This window comes from Kribbella voronezhensis (genome assembly GCF_004365175.1).
Classification (GTDB): Bacteria; Actinomycetota; Actinomycetes; order Propionibacteriales; family Kribbellaceae; genus Kribbella; species Kribbella voronezhensis.
This window is the reverse complement of sequence record NZ_SOCE01000001.1, coordinates 2867446-2886478: the sequence shown is the minus strand read 5'-3', so window position 1 is coordinate 2886478 and position 19033 is coordinate 2867446. Positions and strand designations below refer to the sequence as shown.

The window sequence follows — 19033 nt, the reverse complement described above, 5'->3', positions numbered from 1 at the left end:
TCCTCCGCCGGCCCGGAAAGGCCCCGGGCCGCTGACCTCAAGCTAACACCCAGTGCGCTAGTAGGACTGGAGTTCCACCAAGGTGCCGTCGGGCGCGCGGAGATGGGCGGTGCGGAGGGTCGGCCCCCATTGCGGGCGGTCCTGGGCGGGGGCGAGGACCGTGGCGCCGTACTTCTCCAGGACGGTGACCGCCTCGTCCACCGAGTCGACCTTGAAGACGAGCATGGCAGCGTCCTGTGACTCGGCCGTCGCCGGCAACCCGGTGGTCCCGATGGTGTCCGCCATCACCGACCGGCCGTAGAGAACCAGTCCGGCCTGTCCGTCGATGTCCCAGTTCGCATACGCCGCTTGGGAGATCACCTTGACCGGCTGGACGTCGAACAGCTCGGCCAGTACGCCGCGGTAGAAGTCCACGGCAGCAGGGAAATCGCGCACCAGCAGGCGCGGGTACAGCGCGTCCATCGTCAGCTCCAGATTAGTGGGGGATAACCAACCATTGGTGTCAGCCTACAATAACCCGATGGAGACGCTGCTGGGGATGACCACGTTCGTGCTGCACAAGGTCGGCGTGGCCGGCCGGCGGGCGATCGCCGAGCGGCTGGCGGTCAAGCCCGGCATCACCCTGTGGCAACTGGCCGCGCTGGCCGAGCTCGGTGACCAGGGCCCCGCCGCGCAGAACGAACTGGCCGCCGGCCTCGGCGTCGACCCGAGTGACATGGTCCGGCTGATGGACGGCCTGCTGGCCGACGGCCTGGTCTCCCGCGACCGTGATCCAGCTGATCGCCGCCGCTACCGGATCTCCCTCACCCCGCAGGGAAAGAAGGCGCTCAGTACCGCGCGAACCGTGGTACGGGACGTGGAAAAGACGACCCTGCATCCCCTGACCGCCACCGAACGGGCGACCTTGCACCGCCTGGTGACCAAGATCCACCAGCGTCCCTGAACTTCGGTTGAACCGGTCGGGCCGGTTGGACGTACTGCCCTGTACGACCTCGCGGAGGGGTGAGGTCATCGAGGGACGGAACGGCCATGGAGACGAAGACCGGTACTACGGACGCTGGGTCCGACGCTGGATCGCCTGTACAGGGAGCGATTCTGCTGGTGGTGTTTGCGGTGGCAGGAGCGCTGGTCGCTTTGTCGCTGGGGATCTACGGGAAGGTGCACGAGCCGACCGCGCGTCCGTTGGCGCTGCTGGTCGGATTCACGTCGCTGACCCCCATGAAGGCCTGGCTCGCCACGGCGGCCGTAGTACTGGTGGTCTTCCAGGTGGTGTCGGCTCTGTGGATGTACGGCCGGTTGCCGGTCAAGCGGAAGGCTCCTGGCTACCTGTCGCAGTTGCACCGGTGGAGTGGATCCGTTGCGTTCGTGGCGACGCTGCCGGTGGCCTACCACTGCTTGTGGAGTCTCGGCTACAGCACCTTTGACACCCGCACTGCTCTGCATTCGTTGTTCGGCTGTGCGTTCTACGGCGCCTTTACGACCAAGATGCTCGCACTGCGCGCCAACAAGATGCCGAGATGGGCGTTGCCGATCTCTGGTGGCCTTTTGTTCTCCCTGCTGGTCGGAGCGTGGGCCACGGCGGCGCTCTGGTACTTCACCCAATCCGGCGTCCCGTTGCGCTGACAGCGCTCACGAACAGGAGTTGTGAAATGACCAAGTCTGACCAGATCGTCGAGCGGCGGACGGTACTCCTCGCCGGTGGCGCGGCAGCCACCGCAGTACTGAGCGGTTGTGTCGTGCAGCGCGCGGAGCCACCGGTGGCGACTCAGGCCGCACCAACCGCATCCGCGCCGCGCGCTTCGGTTCCCAGTGCGCCGCAGGAGTCGGAGCAACCGCAGCAGCCGGCGCAGAACGCGTTGGCGCAGGTGGCGGATATTCCGGCCGGTGGCGGTGTGATTCTGAAGGAGCAGAACATGGTGCTCACCAAGGATCAGAGCGGCAAGGTGTGTGCGTTCTCGGCGATCTGCACTCATCAAGGCTGTTCCGTGACCGCTGTCGAGGAGGGCACGATCAATTGCCCGTGTCATGGCAGCAAGTTCGACGCGACCAGTGGTGAGCCGGTCGCCGGCCCTGCCCGTAAGCCGTTGCCGGCCGTTGCGTTCAAGCAGCGCGACGGCGCGATCTTCCCGGCGTAGAGGGGGTTGGGTCATGTTCAAGAACCTGCCCACCATGCTGTGGGTCATCGGTGCGACGGTCGCCGTCGCTGCGTTCAGCCCGGCGGTCGGCAACGTCGCAACGAGCGCCCCGGCTGTAGTACAGCCACCCGCTGTGCAACCACCTGCAGCCAAGCCGGCCACCACCCCATTACCGACTCCACCGCCGGTCACCCAGCCGACGACACCATCAGCTGATGCGCCGGTAGTGATCAAAGCCGGTACTACGAAGCTCGGCCCGACTGCTGTCAACGCGGAAGGGTTCACGGTCTACCTGTCGGTGCTGGACAGCACTGACCCACCTCGGTCGGTCTGTGTGAGCAAGAAGTGCTTGACCGCCTGGAAGCCTGTGTATGTAGGGAAGGCGGGTGTCGTCGCCGGTGCCGGGGTTGACCAGGCAAAGCTCGGCAAGGTGGTCCGGCCTGACGGGGACGTGCAGGCAACGCTCGGCGGCTGGCCGCTCTACCTGTTCATCAAGGACAAGGCCCCCGGTGACGTCCTGGGCGAAGGCGTGAAGGGTACCTGGCACGCCCTCGACCCAGCCGGCAAACGGGCCGACCACTGACGGACAGCCGGCTCCTCCCTCGTGGTCGAATTGGTTGTCGGAAGTTGGGCAACGCGCGTCGGAGGAGTCGGGATGTCGGTCAGCGAATACGCGGAGCTGTGGGAACCCAGGCCCGGGTGGCTGAACACAGCGTCGTACGGGTTGCCGCCGCGGCCGGGGTGGGAGGCCTTGCAGGCGGCGCTGCGGGACTGGCAGGTGGGCGCGACGAGCTGGGAGCCGTGGGACGAGTCGACGACGCGTGCCCGGGAGTCGTTCGCCCGGCTGATCGGGGCGGACGCGGCGGATGTCTTCGTCGGCAGCACGGTGTCGGCGGCCCTCGTCCCCATCGCGGACTCTCTGCCGGACGGTTCGACCGTGCTGGTCGACGACATCGAGTTCACCTCGAACGTCTTCCCGTGGAAGGTGCACGAGGATCGCGGCATCCACGTCGTCTCGGCCGGTACGGCGGACTTTGTCGACGCGATCCGGCCCGGGATCGACCTGGTCGCCGTCAGTGCCGTTCAGTCGGCCACCGGCACGGTTCTCGACCTCGCCAAGGTGGTTGCTGCTAGCAAGGAAGTCGGTGCGCTGCTGGTGGTGGACGCCAGCCAGGCCGTCGGTTGGCTGCCGATCACGGTCGATGGTGTCGATGCGCTGGTCGCGCACGGGTACAAGTGGCTGATGTCGCCGCGCGGCGCCACCTTCGGGTACCTCTCACCGCGCCTGCAGGAGCGCTGCCGTCCGCTGGCAGCCGGCTGGTACGCCGGCGAGGACGCCCACACCTCGTACTACGGAACGCGGATGCACCTGGCGCCGGACGCGCGCCGGTTCGACCAGTCGCCCGCCTGGTTCAGCTTCGTCGGAGCGGCGCCCGCGCTGGAACTCGTCGAGGAGATCGGGGTCGAGCAGATCCACCGGCACAACCTGGCGCTGGCGAACGAGTTCCGGGCCGGACTCGGTCTGCCACCGGGCGACTCGGCGATCGTCAGCACGGAGCTGGCCGGTGCCGAGGAGGCGTTCGCGGCGGCCGGCGTACGGGCCGCGGTGCGGGGTGGGCGGTTGCGGGTGTCGTTCCACGTGTACTCGACCGAGGCCGACGTACGCCTCGCGCTGAAGGCGCTCGACGGTGTGCGGCCGTCCTAGTGCGTGCCGGAAACTCCTAGAGCCGGCTCTAGGAGTTCGGTTATCTTGGCGGTATGACTGCGGACTTGAGTATCGGGCAGGTCGCCGAGCGGACCGGGCTGAGCGTGCACGCGCTGCGGTTCTACGAGCGGGAGGGGATTCTGGCCGAGCCGGTGCGGCGGGAGACGAACGGGCGCCGGGTCTACAGCGAGGACGACGTGGACTGGCTGGAGATGTGCATCAAGTTCCGTTCGTCGGGGATGCCGCTGGAGACGATCCGCAAGTACACCGAGCTGATCCGGCAGGGCCCCGGCAACGAACAGGAACGGCTCGATCTGCTGCGCAGTCACCAGGAGCACGTCGCCGCGCAGATCGAGGAACTCACCGAGTGCCTGCGGGTGATCACCTACAAGGTCGACATCTACACCGACCACCTGAACCGCGGCACCGCCGGCACGTTGTGGGTAGGCCCGTCCACCAACGCCAACAGCTGCGAGGAATCAGCCTGAGCTTCCATCAACCTCGCGCAACCGATAAGCCGCCCGCTCGCGTAGCTGCGGGCGGGCGGCCAGGGCGGACGTGGGGCGTCAGGGGGCCAGGGTGCCGCCCCAGTTGTCGGTGATCAGCTGGGCGGAGGCGTCGAGGAAGACCTTGTGTTCGACCGACCCGTTGGCGGTGCGGTAGAAGACGTGGTGACCGTCGCTGGTGGACAGGCCGACGGGGTCTCCGGCGACGACGCCGACGGCTCCCCAGTTGTCGTTGGCCGGTGGGTCGATGGTGGGGGACCAGTAGAAGTGCAGCAGGTCGCCGTTCTCCTTGCGGGCGAAGACGTGCTGCTGATCGCGATGGGTGATGGCGTGCGGGTTGCCGACGAACGGTCCGCCGGTCCAGATGTCGCCGAGGATCTGCCCGGACGGGTCGTCGGAGAACCGGTGCTGCAACTGGCCGTCGGTGTTGCGGAAGAAGATGTGGTGCTGCGAGCCGTTGGAGAACCCGGTCGGATCGGAGGCGACACCGGACGCGATACCCCAGTTGTCGTTGCTCGGTGAGCCGCCGGGGAACCAGTACCAGTGCTTCAGCGCACCGGCCGCGTCGCGCGCGAAGATGTGCTGCTGATCCTTGTGCACAAAGGCGAACGGGTTACCCACGAAGGGACCACCGGCCCAGACACCAGTGGTGATCTGGTCGGTGCCCTGGTCCCAGAACTTGTGCTCCAGGTTGCCGTCGGGGTTGCGGTAGAAGAGATGCTGCTGGCCGCCGTACGCGAAGCCGCTCGGGTTAGACATCACCCGGCCGGTGGTGCCCCAGTTGTCCAGCACGGGTGCGCCGGTGCCGGCCTGCCACCAGTGCCGGATCGTGTTGTCGCTACCGCGGGCGAACACGTGCTGCTGGTTGTTGTGGATGTACCCGAGCGGACGGCCGACCAACTGCGCACCACCCCAGTCGGGCCGGACGATGTTGGTGGACGGCGACCAGGACAGGTTGGTCAGCGTGCCGGTGGTGCTGACCGCGGCGAAGTGCTGCTGGTCGCCGTACCGATAGGCCTGGCCTGGTACGGCGCCGCCTCCGGCGATGAGGGCGGCCACGTCGGAGCGCATCACATCCAGGTCGATGAAAGACGGGTCGATCTTGCCCGTGGTACTGGTCTCCCGGTGGCCCCTGGCGTACGACGCGTCGCGGCCGAGCTGACGCAGTACGGCGGCTGTCGCCTTGAGGGATTCCGTGTACTGCGCGGGAGTCATGTGCTGATTGACCCCGTCGTAGTCGATCTCCCAGCCCACCAGCATGGTGTTGCCGTCACCGGCCGGGATCGGACCACTCGCCCTGGCGGGGCCGGCATGGTTGGCCCGATTCGCCGAGACGAGATGGAAGACGCCGTTGTAGTCGACCAGCGCATGACAGAGCGGGCCCTGCAGATCGGAGCGGCCGTTGATGACCGTACCCAAAGCAGGCGCCGGGTTGGTCGCGCTCGACCTGGCGGCGGTGTGGTGCCACAGCACGCCGATCGGGTTGAAGGAGCCGGAGACGCCGCGGTTGCGCCAGTCGCCTTCCTCGACGACCTGGACGCCGGCGGCCCGCAGTACGTCGATCAACCACGGAATGCCGGCCATCAGGACGGCCTGATCAGGTCGGCGACGCACTCGGGCTTCTTCTTCAGCGCCTCGGCCGGTACCGCGGGGGCGGCGAACCTGGCAGCTACAGCGACAGCCGGGATGCCGAGCAGGACTCGGCGGCGGGACAGCTTGCGTGGCGGTGTCATCAGGTGCTCCTTCGACCGGGTTTCTGCGCTGATCAGATCAGCGCGAAAACCCCGGAGCAACGCATGTCACCTACGTCTAAAAGGTCATTCCGCCGGTGTCGAAAGGGTTGACAGCTCGGGTGCCACGGTCGGGCCGTAGATGGCGTTCGGCTGCTTCTCGCAGTACGCCCAGTAGCGGTCGCCGAAGGACCAGTGCCACCACTCGGTCGGGTAGTTCACCAGGCCGGCCGAGGTCAGCACGTCGGCCAGCAGGGACCGGTTGGTGCGGGCCTCACGGCTGATGTTGGTGGCGTCGAAGAAGCAGGCACCGTTGCTCTGCTCGGGCGTCGCGTCGATCGGCGTCCCGAGGTCGTACGGCCCGTTCTCACCGATCAGCGTCAGGTCGACCGCGGCCCCGGCCACGTGCGGCGCGACCTCGACCGGCGAGACGAACCGGCTGGCCAGGGTGTGCGCTTCGGCATCGGAGATGTCCGGGTTGAGGCTCTTCACCTCGGCGAGGTAGCCGGCGTAGATCTTCTGCTGGCTCTCGAGCGGCCGCAGGCCCTCGACGACATGCAGTCGCACTCCGGTCGGCAGGAAGGTCTGCGCCAGGGCAAGCCGCTCCGCGAGGCCCGCCCGGACGTACTGGCGTCCTTCGGCGGAGATGCCGACGGTCTCCAGGTCGGCCAGCGCCTCGCCGCTCTCGATCGCCGGGATGCCGGTGATCCGCTCGTCGCTGATCAGCACGACAGAGGTCATGCCCGCACCTTGGTGTTGCGGGCGACAGCCGTCTCGATCAGGGTCTCGACGACATCGGCGTACGACAGGCCGGCCGCGGCCCACATCCGCGGGAACTGCGAGGCGGGGGTGAAACCGGGGAACGTGTTGATCTCGTTGACCAGCGGCGGGCCGTCGGCCGGGACGAAGAAGTCCAGCCGGGCCAGCCCGGCGCAGCCGAGCGTGCCGAAGACCTCGATCGCCGTACTGCGCAGCCGGTTGGCCAGGTCGGCATCCATCGGCGCCGGTACGACGAACTCGGTCGCGGTGCTGTCGTACTTCGCGGTCGCGTTGAAGAACGGCTGGCTCGGGTCCGCGTGGATCTCCAGCGCCGGGCCGACCTCGACCCGTCCGTCCGGGAACTCCAGCACCGACAGGTCGATCTCCCGGCCGACGATCTCCTGCTCGACCAGCACGTGCGTGTCCAGCGCGGCCGCGGTGCTGAGCGCCTCGGCCAGCGACGGCAGGTCCGTCGCCCGGGTGACGCCGATGCTCGAACCGCCGCTGTTCGGCTTCACGAACACCGGGAAGCCGATACCGGCTGCCTTCAACTGCTGGATGGCCGACTCCGCGTCGGTCAGGTCCGCGCCGCGCAGGACGATGCCCGGCGTGACCGGGATGCCGTGAGCGGTAAGGATCGCCTTGGTGAGCTGCTTGTCCATCCCGACGGCACTCGCGGCCACCCCGCTGCCGACGTACGGGACCTTCAACGTCTCGAGGAAGCCCTGGAGGACACCGTCCTCGCCGCCCTCGCCGTGCAGCGCCGGGATCGCGACGTCGCAGTCGAGCAGGGTCCGGATGGCCTCCTGCTGACCGGCCGCCCAGCTGCCGTCCCGCTCGATGACAAGCGGTGTCACGGTGTGTCCCTTGCTCGCGGCCGCATCGGCGATGCCGGCTCCGCTCTTCAGGGACACCTCGTGTTCCGGGCTGGCTCCGCCACTGATCACGACCACCTTCACCGCTGTGCCTCCTCGATGTAGCGACGCGGCACCCGGGCTCCGAGGCCGCAGTAGATCTCGTGCGGAATGGTCTGCGCCCACCCCGCCCATTCGGCGATCGTCGGCTCGCCGGAGCTGCCGTCGCCGAAGATGGTCACCGGATCGCCGGGCTCCACCACCAGGTCGCCGGCGTCGACGACGAACTGGTCCATCGTGATCCGGCCGAGCACCGGCATCCGGACGCCCCGGCAGAGCACACTCGCCTGCTCGGCCGCGATCCGCGGGATCCCGTCCGCATAGCCGATCGGGACCAGCGCGATGGTGGTGTCGCGAGGCGTGACGTAGGTGTGACTGTACGAGACGCCTTCGCCGGCCTTGATCCGGCGGACCTGGGCGACCTTGCTCATCAGCTTCATCGACGGCCGCAGCCCCGCGCCGACCTCGTCGATCCCGAACAGGCCGGCACCGATCCGGGCCAGGTTGCACTCGGGCGCGTCCAGCGTGATCGCACCGGCCGAGTTGGCCAGATGGATGTACTGCGGCGCCAGCCCGGCCCTCTTCGCGAGGGCGACACCGGTCGTGAGCAACTGGAGCTGGCGGCGACTGTGGGACGCGTCCAGCTCGTCACCGTGGGACAGGTGCGACCAGACGCCCCGGACGGAGATGGACCCCTGGGCCTCGTGGTACGCCGCCGCGCGGGTCAGCTCGATCCACTGGTCCGGCGTACTGCCGCCGCGGTGCATGCCGGTGTCCAGCTTGAGATGGACGTTCCGCACGTTCGGCGCGGCGACGACGTGCTGCAGGTCTGCGACGTTGGACACGCTCACGTCGACATCGGCGAGCCAGATCAACTCGGTCTCGTCGTACAGCCAGGTGAAGATCGGCGCGGTCAGCCCGGCTGCGCGCAACTGCATCGCCTCGCCGGCCCGCGCGACTCCCAGCCAGGTGGCCCCGGCGTCGAGGGCGGTCCGCGCCACCCGTGCCGCGCCGTGCCCGAACGCGTCCGCCTTGACCACGGCCATCACCTCGGTGCCCGGGTGCACCCGGCGCCGGTAGGTCCGCACGTTGTCACGGATCGCCGACAGGTCGACGACGGCCTCGGCAAGCCCGAGGACACGCTGGGCCGAGGCCTCAACCAGGTTCATGTCGGTCATTGTTGTGGCTGGCAACGACGCACCGCATCGGACATTGGGGGGATGTTCTCCGTCATCGCTGTACGACCCTGGTAGCACGGGCTGGCATAACGCAGTCTGACCCGATAGGTGCCGGAGAAGGAAATCCTCCGCCTGCGAGGCCACGTGCGGTAAGACGCGGCCGGGACGGAAATGGTTGACCCGGACGGCTCATATGATCCGGCCTGGACCAGTAGCAGTGGAGGCCGGATTCCCGATGGCGCGTACTTATCCGTCGCACCCGCGACGCATACCCCGCAGCCTGGAGGAGCTGATCGAGGCGGCCCGCGACGCCGCCGTCAAGGTGAGTGGAGCCGATCACTCCAACTGGTCCGGCCAGTTGCAGAACGCCCGGCACATCCGCGGCCTGCGCGTCGTCGGCGAGGCGACCTGGGGTCAGGGGCTGCGCCTCGACTACGCGTACGTGATGGCGCCGCTACGGCAGATGTACGCCGAGCCGGGGGCGCAGCACGACGCCCAGACGCTGCTGAAGTACCGCCGGGCGCTGGAGACACTGTTCCACGAGCACGTCCACCTGCTGAGCTCACACGGTACGAACCACACCGAGGCCGAGCCGTACATGCGGCAGCCCTTCGTCCAGGCGCTCGAAGAAGGTGTCACCGAGGCGTACGCCTTCACCAAGCTCGACGACTTCATCGACGAACTCGGGATCGAGCGGATCGCGCCGGGGATCAAGGGGGTGGAGGACACCCCGACGTACGACGCTTTCACGCCGGGAGCGATGGAACTGACCAAGCTGGCCGACCGGGTCTCCGAAGCTGTCCCGGGAGTGGACGGTGCCGAGGTACTCCGGCAACTCGCGATCCTGAATCCCCGCGACAAGTGGGGCCACGTGACCAGGATCACCTGGGACGCCTCCGGGCTGACCGATCTCGTGCCGCCCGACCAGCGATCCGAAGCGGAGCGCAGAGTGGGCCGGGCGATGTGGAACGCGTACGCCGAGCAGACCACCCACGACTCCCTCTCGCCGAGCACCCAGCGAGCCGCCTCCCGCGGCGTGGCCACCCTCGCCTTTCTGGCCGGCCAGACCGAGATCCGCACCATCCGCCACGAGATCGAAACCACCGGCCGCCTCGCCGCGCCCGACACCCCAGCCGGTCCGGCCTCGGCGCAAGCGGGGGCGGCGCCCGCCGGCCAGGCGGCGCCTTCGGCGGAAGCGAAGGGGATTCCGGCGGACGCTGCGAAGGCGATGGAGCTGACGCAGGCGGGAGCGGCTCCGGCGTCCGCGGTGACGGGCGAATCCGCAGTACAGGGCGTGCCTCGCTCCGGCGCCGCGACGAGCAAGCCGACGCTGGAGCGCGACTAGTTCCTCGGCGGGGATACTTGGCGGGTGGATGCGACCGATCACCTCAAGGCCTCGCTCGAGGCGGCGATCGCGTTGGCCAACGCCACCGGTGCGGAGTGGAACCAAGGTCGCGCTCGCTCGCCTCTGGATGAGGTGACAGTTGAGGCGGTGTTGCGGCTCACCACCAACCGGATGCCGTCGATCGACGATGCCGCGGTCGCCGAGTTCGCTGCCGGCGGCGAGCGCATCCACCGCGCCCTCGTGCAGTTGGCCGAAGCCGAGACAGACGCCGCGGCCTCGGCGATCAACGACTTGCTGGCCTCGACCCGAGCAGCGCCCGTCCTCGTGCGCCATCCCGAATCGGCCTGGCACCTGCACTTCGCCACCGAAGGAGTCTCGGTCGCGACAGGCTGGCTGGCTGAGTTCGGTACTGCGACCGCGATGCTGCTCGGCAGCGACGAGCTCGACCGACTTCGCTCCTGCGCCGCCGAGCGCTGCGACAACCTCTTCCTCGATGCCACCCGCAACCACCGGCAACGCTTCTGCTCAACGGCTTGCCAGAACCGGACGAAGGTCGCCGCCTTCCGGTCCCGGAGCGCTCACTCCTGATCGGCCGGTCACCATGGTTGCCCGCCACAACCACCCGAGCCGCTCGTACAGCCGTACGCCGTCGGCTGTTGCCATCAGCAACCCAGTCGTCGCCCCCAGCTCGGCTGCCCGCCGGGAGAGCGTCGACATCACCACACTCCCCAGCCCTCGCCGCCGATGCGTGGGGTCGGTGTGAATGTCATGCATCACCGCATCCGTCCCAACCACCGCCACCATCCCCCGCGCCGCCACAACCCCGGCCTGATCAACCACTCGCACCCGCTCCACGGCCCCGTACTGCGAAGCTGCCGTCTCCAGTTCCACGGCGTACTCCGGCCGTGCGGGGGCGACCGGGTGATCTGCCAAGGCGATCGTCATCAGTGCCTTCCGCTCGGCGAACACCTCGAACCCCAACCCGGTCAGCTCAGCCGCCACCTCGTCCGCCCGCCGGGTGGTTGTCACGGTCACCCAGGTCTCCGGAGTGGGGGTCACCAGTTCCGCGACCAGTCCGGGGTCGTCGCTCAAGGTGAAGATCTCCCGAGCCCGCCCCGGCAGCCCGAGCTCCGCTTGGAGCCCGGCTTGAGCCTCGCCCTGCTTCAGCAACCGCGCCGGCGGTAGCCCCCGGCACAGCCCCCACCCACGCTGCCAACGCCTCACCAGTTCATCCATGAGACCAATGTAACTGCTTATAGCGAGATAGTCAGTTACTAATCTTGACCGAGTACGAAGGTCTGGATCGCGGTGACCGCCGCTCCGCGCGCCCATTCGGTGAAGTCCGGGGGTAGCTGGACGAGTGGGGGATCGACGGCCAGCGGGTCCCGGCCGGCGTGCAGGCCCTCGAGCATCTCGGCTTCGGCCAGCGTCGCGAGGCGGATTCCCTCGCCGCCGAGGATCACCCGCTCGGGCAGCGTGAAATTGGCGGCCAGCGCTATCAAGCGGCCGAGCGCCTGCCCCGCAGTACCGACGACTTTCGCGGCGACCGGGTCGCCGTTCGCGGCGAGTTCGAGGCAGTCGTCGTAGCCGACCGGGCGGCCGAGCGCAGTACTGACCTGTCCGGTGATGGCTGAGGAGCTCAGGAGCACCATGGCGCAGCCGCGGTGGCCGCGGTCGCAGAGTGGGCCGTCCGGGAGGAGCGGGATGTGTCCGACCAGGCCGAGGCTGGCGTCCGCGTTGTCGACCACCTTGTCGTGGACGACGAGGCCGTACCCGATCCCGGCCCCGATCGTCAGCAGGCAGAACCGGGTCACCCCGCGCCCTGCGCCGAACCAGTGGGTCGCCTCGGTCAAGGCGAGTACGTCGTTGGCGACCACCACCGGTACGTCGGTGTGGGCGGCGAGCAGTTGCCCGAGCGACACGTCGTTCCAGTCCAGAAACGGCGCCCAGCGAACGTCCGCGCGCCCGGCGACCCGCCCACCCAGCGTCACCCCGATCCCGGTGAGCGCGCCGGAGCCCGGCAGTTCGCTCGCGAGCGACGAGGCGAGGTCGGCGATCACGGCGGCGACGCTTTCGGGCGCGTGATCGGTGAGCGGGCGCTCCGCCGACGCGATCACCTCGGCCCGCAGCGTCGTCAGTACGCCGACGGCAGCGTCCGCGGTGAGCTTGATCCCGGCGAAGTGGTGTGACTCGGGGATGATGTCGAGCGGTTGGGATGGGCGGCCGACGCGGGGATCGGTGGGGCCGGCGGAGACCTCGACGAGCAGGCCGGACTCGACCATCGGCTTGGTGATCCGGGTCAGGCTGCCGGGCGAGAGGCCGACGCGCCGGGAGAGTTCGGCTCGCGACAACGGTCCGTCCAGCAGGATCTCCAGCGCGACCTGATGCGACGGCCCGCTGAGCGGACGCCAGACCCCGTTCGCCAACAGACTTCCCTCCCTCGCCCTGCGCAGCCTACTAGCGCTCCTGCCCGGTTCCGCGGTATCCGGCGAGAGCGCAGATTGGGTTGTAGCTCCCAATCCGGGCAGTATGCTGACGGCTATGAGCGACTTCGCGGCCCGCTGGAGCGGCCGCACGAACTGGACCCGCGAGGTCGCCGCGCCGATGCGCGCGTTCCTGACGACGGAGGCCGGCAGCTCCGGCGTACTGGCTGCCGCCATCCTGGTGGCGCTCGCGTGGGCCAACCTGGCCCCGGGATCGTACGACGCGTTGTGGCACACCGAGCTCTCGTTCGCCTTCGGTGGGCACGAGTTCGGTCTGGAGTTGCAGGAGTGGATCAACAGTGGGTTGATGACGCTGTTCTTCCTCGTGGTCGGTCTGGAGGCGCGCCGCGAGTTCGACCTCGGCGACCTGCGCGACCGGAGTCGGTTCGTGCTGCCGGTCATCGCCGGCGTCGCGGGCATGGTGACGCCCGTCCTGATCTATCTCGCCTTCAACCACGGCGGCCCCGGCGCGCACGGGTGGGGCGTCGCGATGTCCACCGACACGGCGCTGGCCCTCGGTCTGCTCGCGCTGGTCGGCCGCGGCGTACCGGATCGTGTGCGGGTCTTCCTGCTGACGGTCTTCGTGGTCGACGACCTGATCGCCTTGTTGGTCATTGCCGTGGTCTACAGCGAGAACATTTCCCTGATGCCGTTGGTCATCGCTGTCGCTGCCTTCGCGGCGGTCCTGATCGCGGCTCTGCTCAAGTTCCGGCATCCGTCCGTCTATGTTGCCTTGGGCATCGTTACTTGGGCCGCGTTGCTGACCAGCGGGGTGGACCCGGTGGTGGCCGGCCTGGCGATCGGGCTCACTGCCTCCGCGTACTCGCCCGGTCGCGACGAACTCGAGCAGGCGACCGGACTCTTCCGCCTCTTCCGCGAGCAACCGACCCCCGAGCTGGCGCGCACCGCGACGGTCGGCCTCACCTCGACGCTGTCACCGAACGCCAGGCTGCAGCACTTCTACCACCCGTGGACGAGCTACCTGATCGTTCCGCTTTTCGGCCTGGCCAACGCCGGTGTCACGATCGACGCGAGCTTCCTCTCCCGGGCGGTCAGCTCGCCGATCACGCTCGGAATCGTCGCCGGGTACGTCGTCGGCAAGCCGCTCGCCGTGATCGTCACGTCGTCGGCGCTCGCCCGCTTCACCGGTGGCCGGATCCGTCCGCTGGTCGGCTGGGCCGGCGTCGCCGGCAGCGGCACGATCGCGGGGATCGGCTTCACCGTCTCGTTGCTGATAGCAACGTTGGCGTTCGACGGTCCCGAGCTGGCGGAAGCCAAGGTCGGGTTGCTCTCGGCGGTCGTCTTGTCGGCCGCGATCACCTGGGTCGTGTTTCGCCTGGCCCGCATGCTCTCCCCGGCCCGCAAGGCGAAGGCGTTGCTCGGCGACGTGGACCAACTGGTCGACCTGATCGATCCGGTCGACCCGAGTCGCGACCACATCCGCGGCCCGGCCTCCGCTTCGGTCACCCTGGTCGAGTATGGCGACTTCGAATGCCCGTACTGCGGGCTGGCCGAACCCGTCGTACGGGATCTACTCCACGACGACGACCTGCGCTACGTCTGGCGGCACCTGCCGTTGACGGACGTGCATCCGCGCGCGCAGATCGCCGCCGAGGCGTCCGAGGCCGCTGCCGCTCAGGGTCGTTTCTGGGAGATGCACGATCTGCTGCTGGCGAACCAGGAAGACCTGCTGCCGAAGGACCTGATGGCGTACGCCGAGCAGCTCGGTCTCGATTCGCGGCGATTCCACGACGACGTGAAGCGCCACGTCGCCGCCGCCCGTGTCGCCCAGGACGTCGAGTCGGCCGACCTGAGCGGCGTTTCCGGAACGCCGACGTTCTTCATCAACGGCCAACGCCACTACGGCGCCTACGACGTCCCGACTCTGACCACCGCCATCAAGACGGCCCGCGCCCGGGCCGCCATCAAGACCGACGACCCCGGCCCTCTGCTCCGCCGCCGCCGCGCACCGGCGGGCTCGGGCGATCCCGCGTAGAGTGCCTGGCAGTATTTTGTAGTAGGTGGTCTTTTCTGCCACTTTCGGTGGTGGTGTGCGTGCCCGACGCTGGAGGCTCCTGAACGAGAAGGAGTTCTGCGATGTCATCGGTGCTGAGTACTCTGCCCGCCGCCCAGGAGGCTGCGATCGCGCACTTCGCCGCCCGCTTGTCGTACGAGACCGACCCCTCGGACGTTGCCGCCGACATCGGCGCCGGCGTCACCGGCTGGGTGCTGATCGACACCCGGAGCCAGGCGAGCTGGGACCAAGGGCACGTGCCCGGCGCGATCCACCTGCCGACGGCCGAGATCGCGGCCCGCGCGGCTTCCGTAGTACCGGCTGGTTCTTCGGTCGTCACCTATTGCTGGGGCCCGGGCTGCAACGGCGGGACCAAGGGGGCTCTGGAATTCGCCAAACTCGGCTACCCGGCCAAGGAGATGATCGGTGGCTTCGAGTACTGGACGCGCGAAGGGCTCCCGGTCGAAACCGCGGCCGGCATCGACCGCCGCGCGACCGACCCCTTGACTGCCCCACTAGGGATCGCCTGCGCCTGCTGACCTCTCCGGCTAGAGATTGCCGAGGTAGTCGGCGTTGCCGCGGATGGCGGCCTCGTAGCGCTTGATCTCGGGAGTTTCGAGCCGGTCGGCGACGAGCAGGAGCATCGTCGCCAGTGCCTTGCTCTCCCGTCCCGCCGCGTGCAGGGTCAGTGCCTTGAAGACCCGGAGCGAGTCCGACTCGGGGAACTCCTTGCACGCGGCAACAAACACCGCGAGTGACTCGTCGAGGCGGCCCAGGTTGCGCAGTGTGCTCCCGTACTGCAACAGGCAACGCCGCCTCGTGTCACCGCTCAACCCGGGCAGCGCCTGCTCGTAGTAGCCGATCGCCTTCTCTTCCTGCCCGTCCGTGTCGTACGACCCGCCCACCTCGTACAGCACGGAGGGATTGCCCGGATGCTTCGTCAGCAGGTCCTCGAAGAAGTCGATGGTCGGCTGCATGTTCTGCCGGTCCCGGCGGGCGAACGCGTCCGCGATCGTCGCCGCCAGTTCCGGTGTCAGGTCGTCACTCACCCCACCATCATGCCCGCGACCGGATCAGGATGGGTGCAGCAGTTCCGCTCTGGTGTTTGAGGGTCTGGTGGCGGATGATCTGGCGCATGGGGGGACGAGAAGAACTTCAAGCGATGATCACTGGGTTCCGGCTGTCGGCCGCGCTGAGCGTGGCCGCCGAGTTGGCGATCTCCGACCGGCTGGCCGATGGGCCGCGAACGGTCGCCGAACTGGCGGCCGAGGCGAGTGCCGACGAGGACTCGCTGCTGCGGTTGCTGAGGGTGCTGTGTGCCGTGGGGGTGTATGCGGAGGAAGACGGCGCGTATGCGAATACGCCGATGGGGGAGAGTCTGCGTACCGGCGTACCGGGCAGTCTGCGTCCGTTGGCGAGGATGATGCAGGATCCGGCTCTCTGGGCGGCTTGGGGGAACCTCGCGCACAGCATCCGCACTGGCGAGAACGCGTTCAAGGCCTTACACGGGGTGGATGTCTGGGAGCATCGGGTCGAGCATCCCGAATTCAACGAGATCTTCAACGACAACATGGCGGCGCTCAGTTCAGTGGTCGCCGGTGCGGTCGCGGAGGCCTACGACTTCAGTGAGGTGAAGACCGTCGTCGATGTGGGCGGGGGACTGGGCGTGCTGCTGGCCGCAGTACTGGACAGGTATCCGCAGGTGACCGGGGTCGTCTTCGATCAGGAGCATGTCGTCGGCCACAAGCCGCCGCCCGGTGCGTCACCGTCCGTCGAGGACCGCTGGTCCTTTGCCAGCGGCAACTTCTTCGAATCCGTGCCGGTCGCCGATGCCTATCTCCTCAAGTCGATCCTGCACGACTGGCCCGACGAGGAATGCGTGTCGATCCTGCGGACCTGCCGTCGATCCCTCGCGCCTGGCGGCGTCGTCCTGGTCGTCGAGGGCCTCCTCGGTCTGCCCGGGCATGAGGCCGAAGCCGCGTTCTCCGACCTCAACATGCTGACCCTTCCCGGCGGCCGCGAGCGCACCGAAGCGCAGTACGCCGCGCTCTTCGCCGCCGCGGACCTCGAGTTGTCCCGGGTCATCCACACCTCGGCCCGGATGTCCGTCCTCGAGGCCCGCTGACGTCGTTATCGCTTGAGGACAACGAGGTTGTACTCGGTGCCAGGTGGTACGCCGGTGCCCAGCGGCGGCGGGAGGCCGACGTCGAAGCGGGCGTTGACCACCGCCAGCCGGCCGTTCTGCTCGGCGACCGCGGTCGGGATCTGGAAGGCGCCGTGGACGTCCGCGTCGGTGACCACCGAGGTGATCCGCGCAGTACGGAGCTCGTGACCGAGTTTGAGCGTGACCAGTCGCTCGGCGAAGTTCTCGACGACGTACAGCGATCGGCCGTGCAGCAGGATGCCGTCGGGTGATCCGGGGGTCAGCGTGCCGCCGGTCACCTGGATGCTGTGGCTGGAGCCGGTGCGCGGATTGATCGCGACCAGGGTGCCCAGAGCGGAGTGGTCGGCGATCAGCGTGTGGTCGTCGGGTGCGGCGATCCCGTTCAGGTTGAAGCCGCCCGCGACGATCGTTGCCGCCGGCCCGCTCAGCGTGATCTTGTGCGGTCGGCCGATCCAGCCGTGGTACCCGATCGGCACCTTGTACAGCACGGGATTGAAGGAATCGGTGAAGTACGCGGCGTGCCTGGTGATCACCACGTCGTTGATCAACGATGCACCGGCGGTACCGAGACTGAGGTCCGCGATCGACCTTCCGGTCCGGGTGTCGTAGACGTACGCGTGACCGGTCGGCCCGCCCGCCACCCAGAGCCGGTGATGGGCGTTGTCGTACTTCATCCCGAGCGCCGTCCGCCCGGCCGGCGCGTCGACGAAGACCTTGCCGTGGCGTCCGCGCAGATCGGTGCGATAGATGTCCCCGTCGACCAGCGACCCGACGTACAAGGTCGATCCTGCCCCCGCCGCGATGCCTTCCGGCGAGAAATCGTTCGGCAGCGGTATGGACCGCACCGACGGCGGCGCGCCCATCCCGAGCATCATCACCATGGCCGGCACAGCGACCAGCAGCCTCGTGACCTTCCGCATGACGTTTCCTCCCCTGACCGTGCCCCTTCCTTTCGACGCTAGGCCTGTATTTGCGGACCGTCCAGGCTCCGAAACCCCTGTCACTGCGTGCCAGTCAGCGGCTTCGCAGCGTCGTCGTCAGAGTGACGGTTCGTCCGGTGCCGAGAGGCTCAGTACTGCGCCCGCAACCGCCGGGGACGCGCTGATCCGGGCTTCGAGGGCTCGCAGCCGCACCGCCACATGCGATTCGGTGTCGTCACCGGCCAGGTCGACGTCGCCGATGACCGAAATCATCCGCGGGCCGACGATCTCGAGCCGAAGATAGGTGACCCGGGCAACTTCCGGAGCAGCGAGCAGCGCCTGCAGGGCTGCCTCGCGAACCCGCGGATCGGCCTCCTGCCCGACGAGGAACCGCCGATTGCGGTTGATCAGCAGAAGCGCGACGTACGCAAGCAGTACGCCGACCAGGATCGACCCGATCGCATCCGGGATCGAAGACCCGGTCACCTCGTGCGCGATGAGGCCGATCGCCGCAATGATCAGGCCGGACAGCGCGGCCGCATCTTCCACGAACACGGCCCTCAGCGTCGGATCCGACGTGGCCAGCACATGCTCGATCAAATCCCGCTGCAGCGTCTGCGCCTCCGCCCTGGCCTGCCTCGCCGACTGCAGGAACGAGATCCCTTCCAGCACGAAGGAGACACCCAGTACGACGTACCCGACAACGAAATGCCCCGCCGGCTCGGGCGTGATCAACTCCTGGACCCCATGCGTGATGGACACCGCCGCGCCGGCCACGAACAACCCGAGCGCGGCGAACAACGACCAGACATACGCCTCCCGCCCATGCCCAAGCGGATGCAACTCGTCGGACGGCTTGTGCGCCCGCCGGTTAGCGATCAGGAGAAACACTTCGTTGCCCGCATCAGCCCAGGAGTGCGCCGCCTCGGCCAAAATCGAGGCCGACCCAGTCATAAAGGCCGCCACCGACTTCGCCACCGCAATCAATACATTGGCCAAGAACGCGACCAAAACAGTCGTCAAACTCTCCGACCCACCACCCCCTTGCGCCCCCGGCACCTCCTTCAACAACTCATGCCGCCCATCCCCCGGCGGCACCACCCGCTCACCATCCCGCTCAGACACCATCAGCCAGTCGTAGCACACCGAACTTTCGCCCGCGGGTTGAACACTTCAAGTA

Annotated in this window: 22 protein-coding genes; 11 read left to right on the top strand and 11 right to left on the bottom strand. The window is 68.2% G+C overall.

What is annotated here, in order from left to right:
- Positions 1-57 precede the first annotated feature (57 nt).
- The gene (locus tag EV138_RS13140; RefSeq protein ID WP_133979077.1) at positions 58-462 is read right to left on the bottom strand and encodes a VOC family protein; all 405 of its coding nucleotides are present in this window, start codon (positions 460-462) and stop codon (positions 58-60) included.
- Positions 463-520: 58 nt separating this feature from the next.
- Here EV138_RS13140 and EV138_RS13135 point away from each other — a divergent pair, with 58 nt between their 5' ends.
- From EV138_RS13135 to EV138_RS13110, 6 genes are all read left to right on the top strand, one after another.
- Entirely contained in the window at positions 521-943 is a 423-nt protein-coding gene (locus EV138_RS13135) for a MarR family winged helix-turn-helix transcriptional regulator (RefSeq protein ID WP_133979075.1), read from the top strand.
- An 86-nt stretch (positions 944-1029) separates the two neighbouring features.
- Positions 1030-1623, top strand: a complete 594-nt coding sequence (locus EV138_RS13130) for a DUF6529 family protein (RefSeq protein ID WP_133979073.1) — start codon at positions 1030-1032, stop codon at positions 1621-1623.
- A 26-nt stretch (positions 1624-1649) separates the two neighbouring features.
- Positions 1650-2135 carry a Rieske (2Fe-2S) protein gene (locus tag EV138_RS13125; protein ID WP_133979071.1) on the top strand — a complete coding sequence of 162 codons (486 nt, stop codon included), beginning with the start codon at positions 1650-1652 and terminating at the stop codon, positions 2133-2135.
- Positions 2136-2148: 13 nt separating this feature from the next.
- A complete protein-coding gene (locus EV138_RS13120; protein ID WP_166678575.1) occupies positions 2149-2718 on the top strand; it encodes a COG4315 family predicted lipoprotein in 570 nt (189 codons plus the stop codon).
- A gap of 72 nt (positions 2719-2790) precedes the next feature.
- The gene (locus tag EV138_RS13115; protein WP_133979067.1) at positions 2791-3840 is read left to right on the top strand and encodes an aminotransferase class V-fold PLP-dependent enzyme; all 1050 of its coding nucleotides are present in this window, start codon (positions 2791-2793) and stop codon (positions 3838-3840) included.
- Positions 3841-3893: 53 nt separating this feature from the next.
- Positions 3894-4328: a MerR family transcriptional regulator gene (locus EV138_RS13110; RefSeq protein WP_133979065.1), complete on the top strand. Its 435-nt coding sequence runs from the start codon at positions 3894-3896 to the stop codon at positions 4326-4328.
- 78 nt (positions 4329-4406) lie between these two features.
- On the opposite strand, the gene EV138_RS13105 is transcribed toward EV138_RS13110, so the two are convergent.
- The 5 genes from EV138_RS13105 to alr form a co-directional block, all read right to left on the bottom strand.
- Positions 4407-5960: an N-acetylmuramoyl-L-alanine amidase gene (locus EV138_RS13105; protein WP_202866706.1), complete on the bottom strand. Its 1554-nt coding sequence runs from the start codon at positions 5958-5960 to the stop codon at positions 4407-4409.
- Complete coding sequence (locus EV138_RS37255) at positions 5930-6079, bottom strand: hypothetical protein (protein ID WP_166678574.1); 150 nt, start codon at positions 6077-6079, stop codon at positions 5930-5932. Before EV138_RS37255 ends, EV138_RS13105 begins: the two co-directional genes overlap by 31 nt.
- 84 nt (positions 6080-6163) lie before the next feature.
- Positions 6164-6817, bottom strand: coding sequence for a M15 family metallopeptidase (locus tag EV138_RS13100; RefSeq protein ID WP_133979063.1), 654 nt, complete (start codon positions 6815-6817; stop codon positions 6164-6166).
- On the bottom strand, positions 6814-7794 hold the full coding sequence (locus EV138_RS13095) for a D-alanine--D-alanine ligase family protein (RefSeq protein WP_166678573.1): 981 nt from the start codon (positions 7792-7794) through the stop codon (positions 6814-6816). The genes EV138_RS13100 and EV138_RS13095 overlap by 4 nt, the downstream gene beginning before the upstream one ends.
- A complete protein-coding gene (alr, locus tag EV138_RS13090; RefSeq protein WP_133979059.1) occupies positions 7791-8918 on the bottom strand; it encodes an alanine racemase in 1128 nt (375 codons plus the stop codon). The genes EV138_RS13095 and alr overlap by 4 nt, the downstream gene beginning before the upstream one ends.
- 244 nt (positions 8919-9162) lie before the next feature.
- Here alr and EV138_RS13085 point away from each other — a divergent pair, with 244 nt between their 5' ends.
- Positions 9163-10272, top strand: coding sequence for a hypothetical protein (locus tag EV138_RS13085; RefSeq protein ID WP_133979057.1), 1110 nt, complete (start codon positions 9163-9165; stop codon positions 10270-10272).
- Positions 10273-10296: 24 nt separating this feature from the next.
- Complete coding sequence (locus EV138_RS13080; protein WP_133979055.1) at positions 10297-10860, top strand: CGNR zinc finger domain-containing protein; 564 nt, start codon at positions 10297-10299, stop codon at positions 10858-10860.
- On the opposite strand, the gene EV138_RS13075 is transcribed toward EV138_RS13080, so the two are convergent.
- Together EV138_RS13075 and EV138_RS13070 are read right to left on the bottom strand one after the other, a co-directional pair.
- The gene (locus tag EV138_RS13075) at positions 10798-11508 is read right to left on the bottom strand and encodes a GNAT family N-acetyltransferase (RefSeq protein WP_166678572.1); all 711 of its coding nucleotides are present in this window, start codon (positions 11506-11508) and stop codon (positions 10798-10800) included. The genes EV138_RS13080 and EV138_RS13075 overlap by 63 nt on opposite strands.
- Positions 11509-11546: 38 nt before the next feature.
- Positions 11547-12698, bottom strand: coding sequence for an ROK family transcriptional regulator (locus EV138_RS13070; RefSeq protein WP_238158103.1), 1152 nt, complete (start codon positions 12696-12698; stop codon positions 11547-11549).
- A 115-nt stretch (positions 12699-12813) separates the two neighbouring features.
- On the opposite strand from EV138_RS13070, the gene nhaA reads away from it, so the two are divergent.
- Together nhaA and EV138_RS13060 are read left to right on the top strand one after the other, a co-directional pair.
- Complete coding sequence (gene nhaA, locus EV138_RS13065) at positions 12814-14751, top strand: Na+/H+ antiporter NhaA (protein ID WP_133979050.1); 1938 nt, start codon at positions 12814-12816, stop codon at positions 14749-14751.
- Positions 14752-14852: 101 nt separating this feature from the next.
- Entirely contained in the window at positions 14853-15308 is a 456-nt protein-coding gene (locus EV138_RS13060; RefSeq protein ID WP_133979048.1) for a rhodanese-like domain-containing protein, read from the top strand.
- A 9-nt stretch (positions 15309-15317) separates the two neighbouring features.
- Here EV138_RS13060 and EV138_RS13055 read toward each other — a convergent pair whose 3' ends face one another.
- Complete coding sequence (locus EV138_RS13055) at positions 15318-15818, bottom strand: tetratricopeptide repeat protein (RefSeq protein WP_202866705.1); 501 nt, start codon at positions 15816-15818, stop codon at positions 15318-15320.
- A 113-nt stretch (positions 15819-15931) separates the two neighbouring features.
- Here EV138_RS13055 and EV138_RS13050 point away from each other — a divergent pair, with 113 nt between their 5' ends.
- A complete protein-coding gene (locus EV138_RS13050) occupies positions 15932-16894 on the top strand; it encodes a methyltransferase (RefSeq protein ID WP_166678571.1) in 963 nt (320 codons plus the stop codon).
- A gap of 5 nt (positions 16895-16899) precedes the next feature.
- Here EV138_RS13050 and EV138_RS13045 read toward each other — a convergent pair whose 3' ends face one another.
- Entirely contained in the window at positions 16900-17853 is a 954-nt protein-coding gene (locus tag EV138_RS13045) for an SMP-30/gluconolactonase/LRE family protein (protein WP_133979044.1), read from the bottom strand.
- 117 nt (positions 17854-17970) lie between these two features.
- A complete protein-coding gene (locus EV138_RS13040) occupies positions 17971-18912 on the bottom strand; it encodes a cation diffusion facilitator family transporter (RefSeq protein ID WP_255513749.1) in 942 nt (313 codons plus the stop codon).
- Positions 18913-19033 lie beyond the last annotated feature (121 nt).

What these genes read in the sequence shown, in the direction of transcription:
- EV138_RS13140 (WP_133979077.1), bottom strand. Translation starts at nt 462, where the DNA reads ATGGACGCGCTGTACCCGCGCCTGCTGGTGCGCGATTTCCCTGCTGCC.
- EV138_RS13135 (WP_133979075.1), top strand. Translation starts at nt 521, where the DNA reads ATGGAGACGCTGCTGGGGATGACCACGTTCGTGCTGCACAAGGTCGGC.
- EV138_RS13130 (WP_133979073.1), top strand. Translation starts at nt 1,030, where the DNA reads ATGGAGACGAAGACCGGTACTACGGACGCTGGGTCCGACGCTGGATCG.
- EV138_RS13125 (WP_133979071.1), top strand. Translation starts at nt 1,650, where the DNA reads ATGACCAAGTCTGACCAGATCGTCGAGCGGCGGACGGTACTCCTCGCC.
- EV138_RS13120 (WP_166678575.1), top strand. Translation starts at nt 2,149, where the DNA reads ATGTTCAAGAACCTGCCCACCATGCTGTGGGTCATCGGTGCGACGGTC.
- EV138_RS13115 (WP_133979067.1), top strand. Translation starts at nt 2,791, where the DNA reads ATGTCGGTCAGCGAATACGCGGAGCTGTGGGAACCCAGGCCCGGGTGG.
- EV138_RS13110 (WP_133979065.1), top strand. Translation starts at nt 3,894, where the DNA reads ATGACTGCGGACTTGAGTATCGGGCAGGTCGCCGAGCGGACCGGGCTG.
- EV138_RS37255 (WP_166678574.1), bottom strand. Translation starts at nt 6,079, where the DNA reads ATGACACCGCCACGCAAGCTGTCCCGCCGCCGAGTCCTGCTCGGCATC.
- EV138_RS13100 (WP_133979063.1), bottom strand. Translation starts at nt 6,817, where the DNA reads ATGACCTCTGTCGTGCTGATCAGCGACGAGCGGATCACCGGCATCCCG.
- alr (WP_133979059.1), bottom strand. Translation starts at nt 8,918, where the DNA reads ATGAACCTGGTTGAGGCCTCGGCCCAGCGTGTCCTCGGGCTTGCCGAG.
- EV138_RS13085 (WP_133979057.1), top strand. Translation starts at nt 9,163, where the DNA reads ATGGCGCGTACTTATCCGTCGCACCCGCGACGCATACCCCGCAGCCTG.
- EV138_RS13075 (WP_166678572.1), bottom strand. Translation starts at nt 11,508, where the DNA reads ATGGATGAACTGGTGAGGCGTTGGCAGCGTGGGTGGGGGCTGTGCCGG.
- nhaA (WP_133979050.1), top strand. Translation starts at nt 12,814, where the DNA reads ATGAGCGACTTCGCGGCCCGCTGGAGCGGCCGCACGAACTGGACCCGC.
- EV138_RS13060 (WP_133979048.1), top strand. Translation starts at nt 14,853, where the DNA reads ATGTCATCGGTGCTGAGTACTCTGCCCGCCGCCCAGGAGGCTGCGATC.
- EV138_RS13050 (WP_166678571.1), top strand. Translation starts at nt 15,932, where the DNA reads ATGATCACTGGGTTCCGGCTGTCGGCCGCGCTGAGCGTGGCCGCCGAG.
- EV138_RS13045 (WP_133979044.1), bottom strand. Translation starts at nt 17,853, where the DNA reads ATGCGGAAGGTCACGAGGCTGCTGGTCGCTGTGCCGGCCATGGTGATG.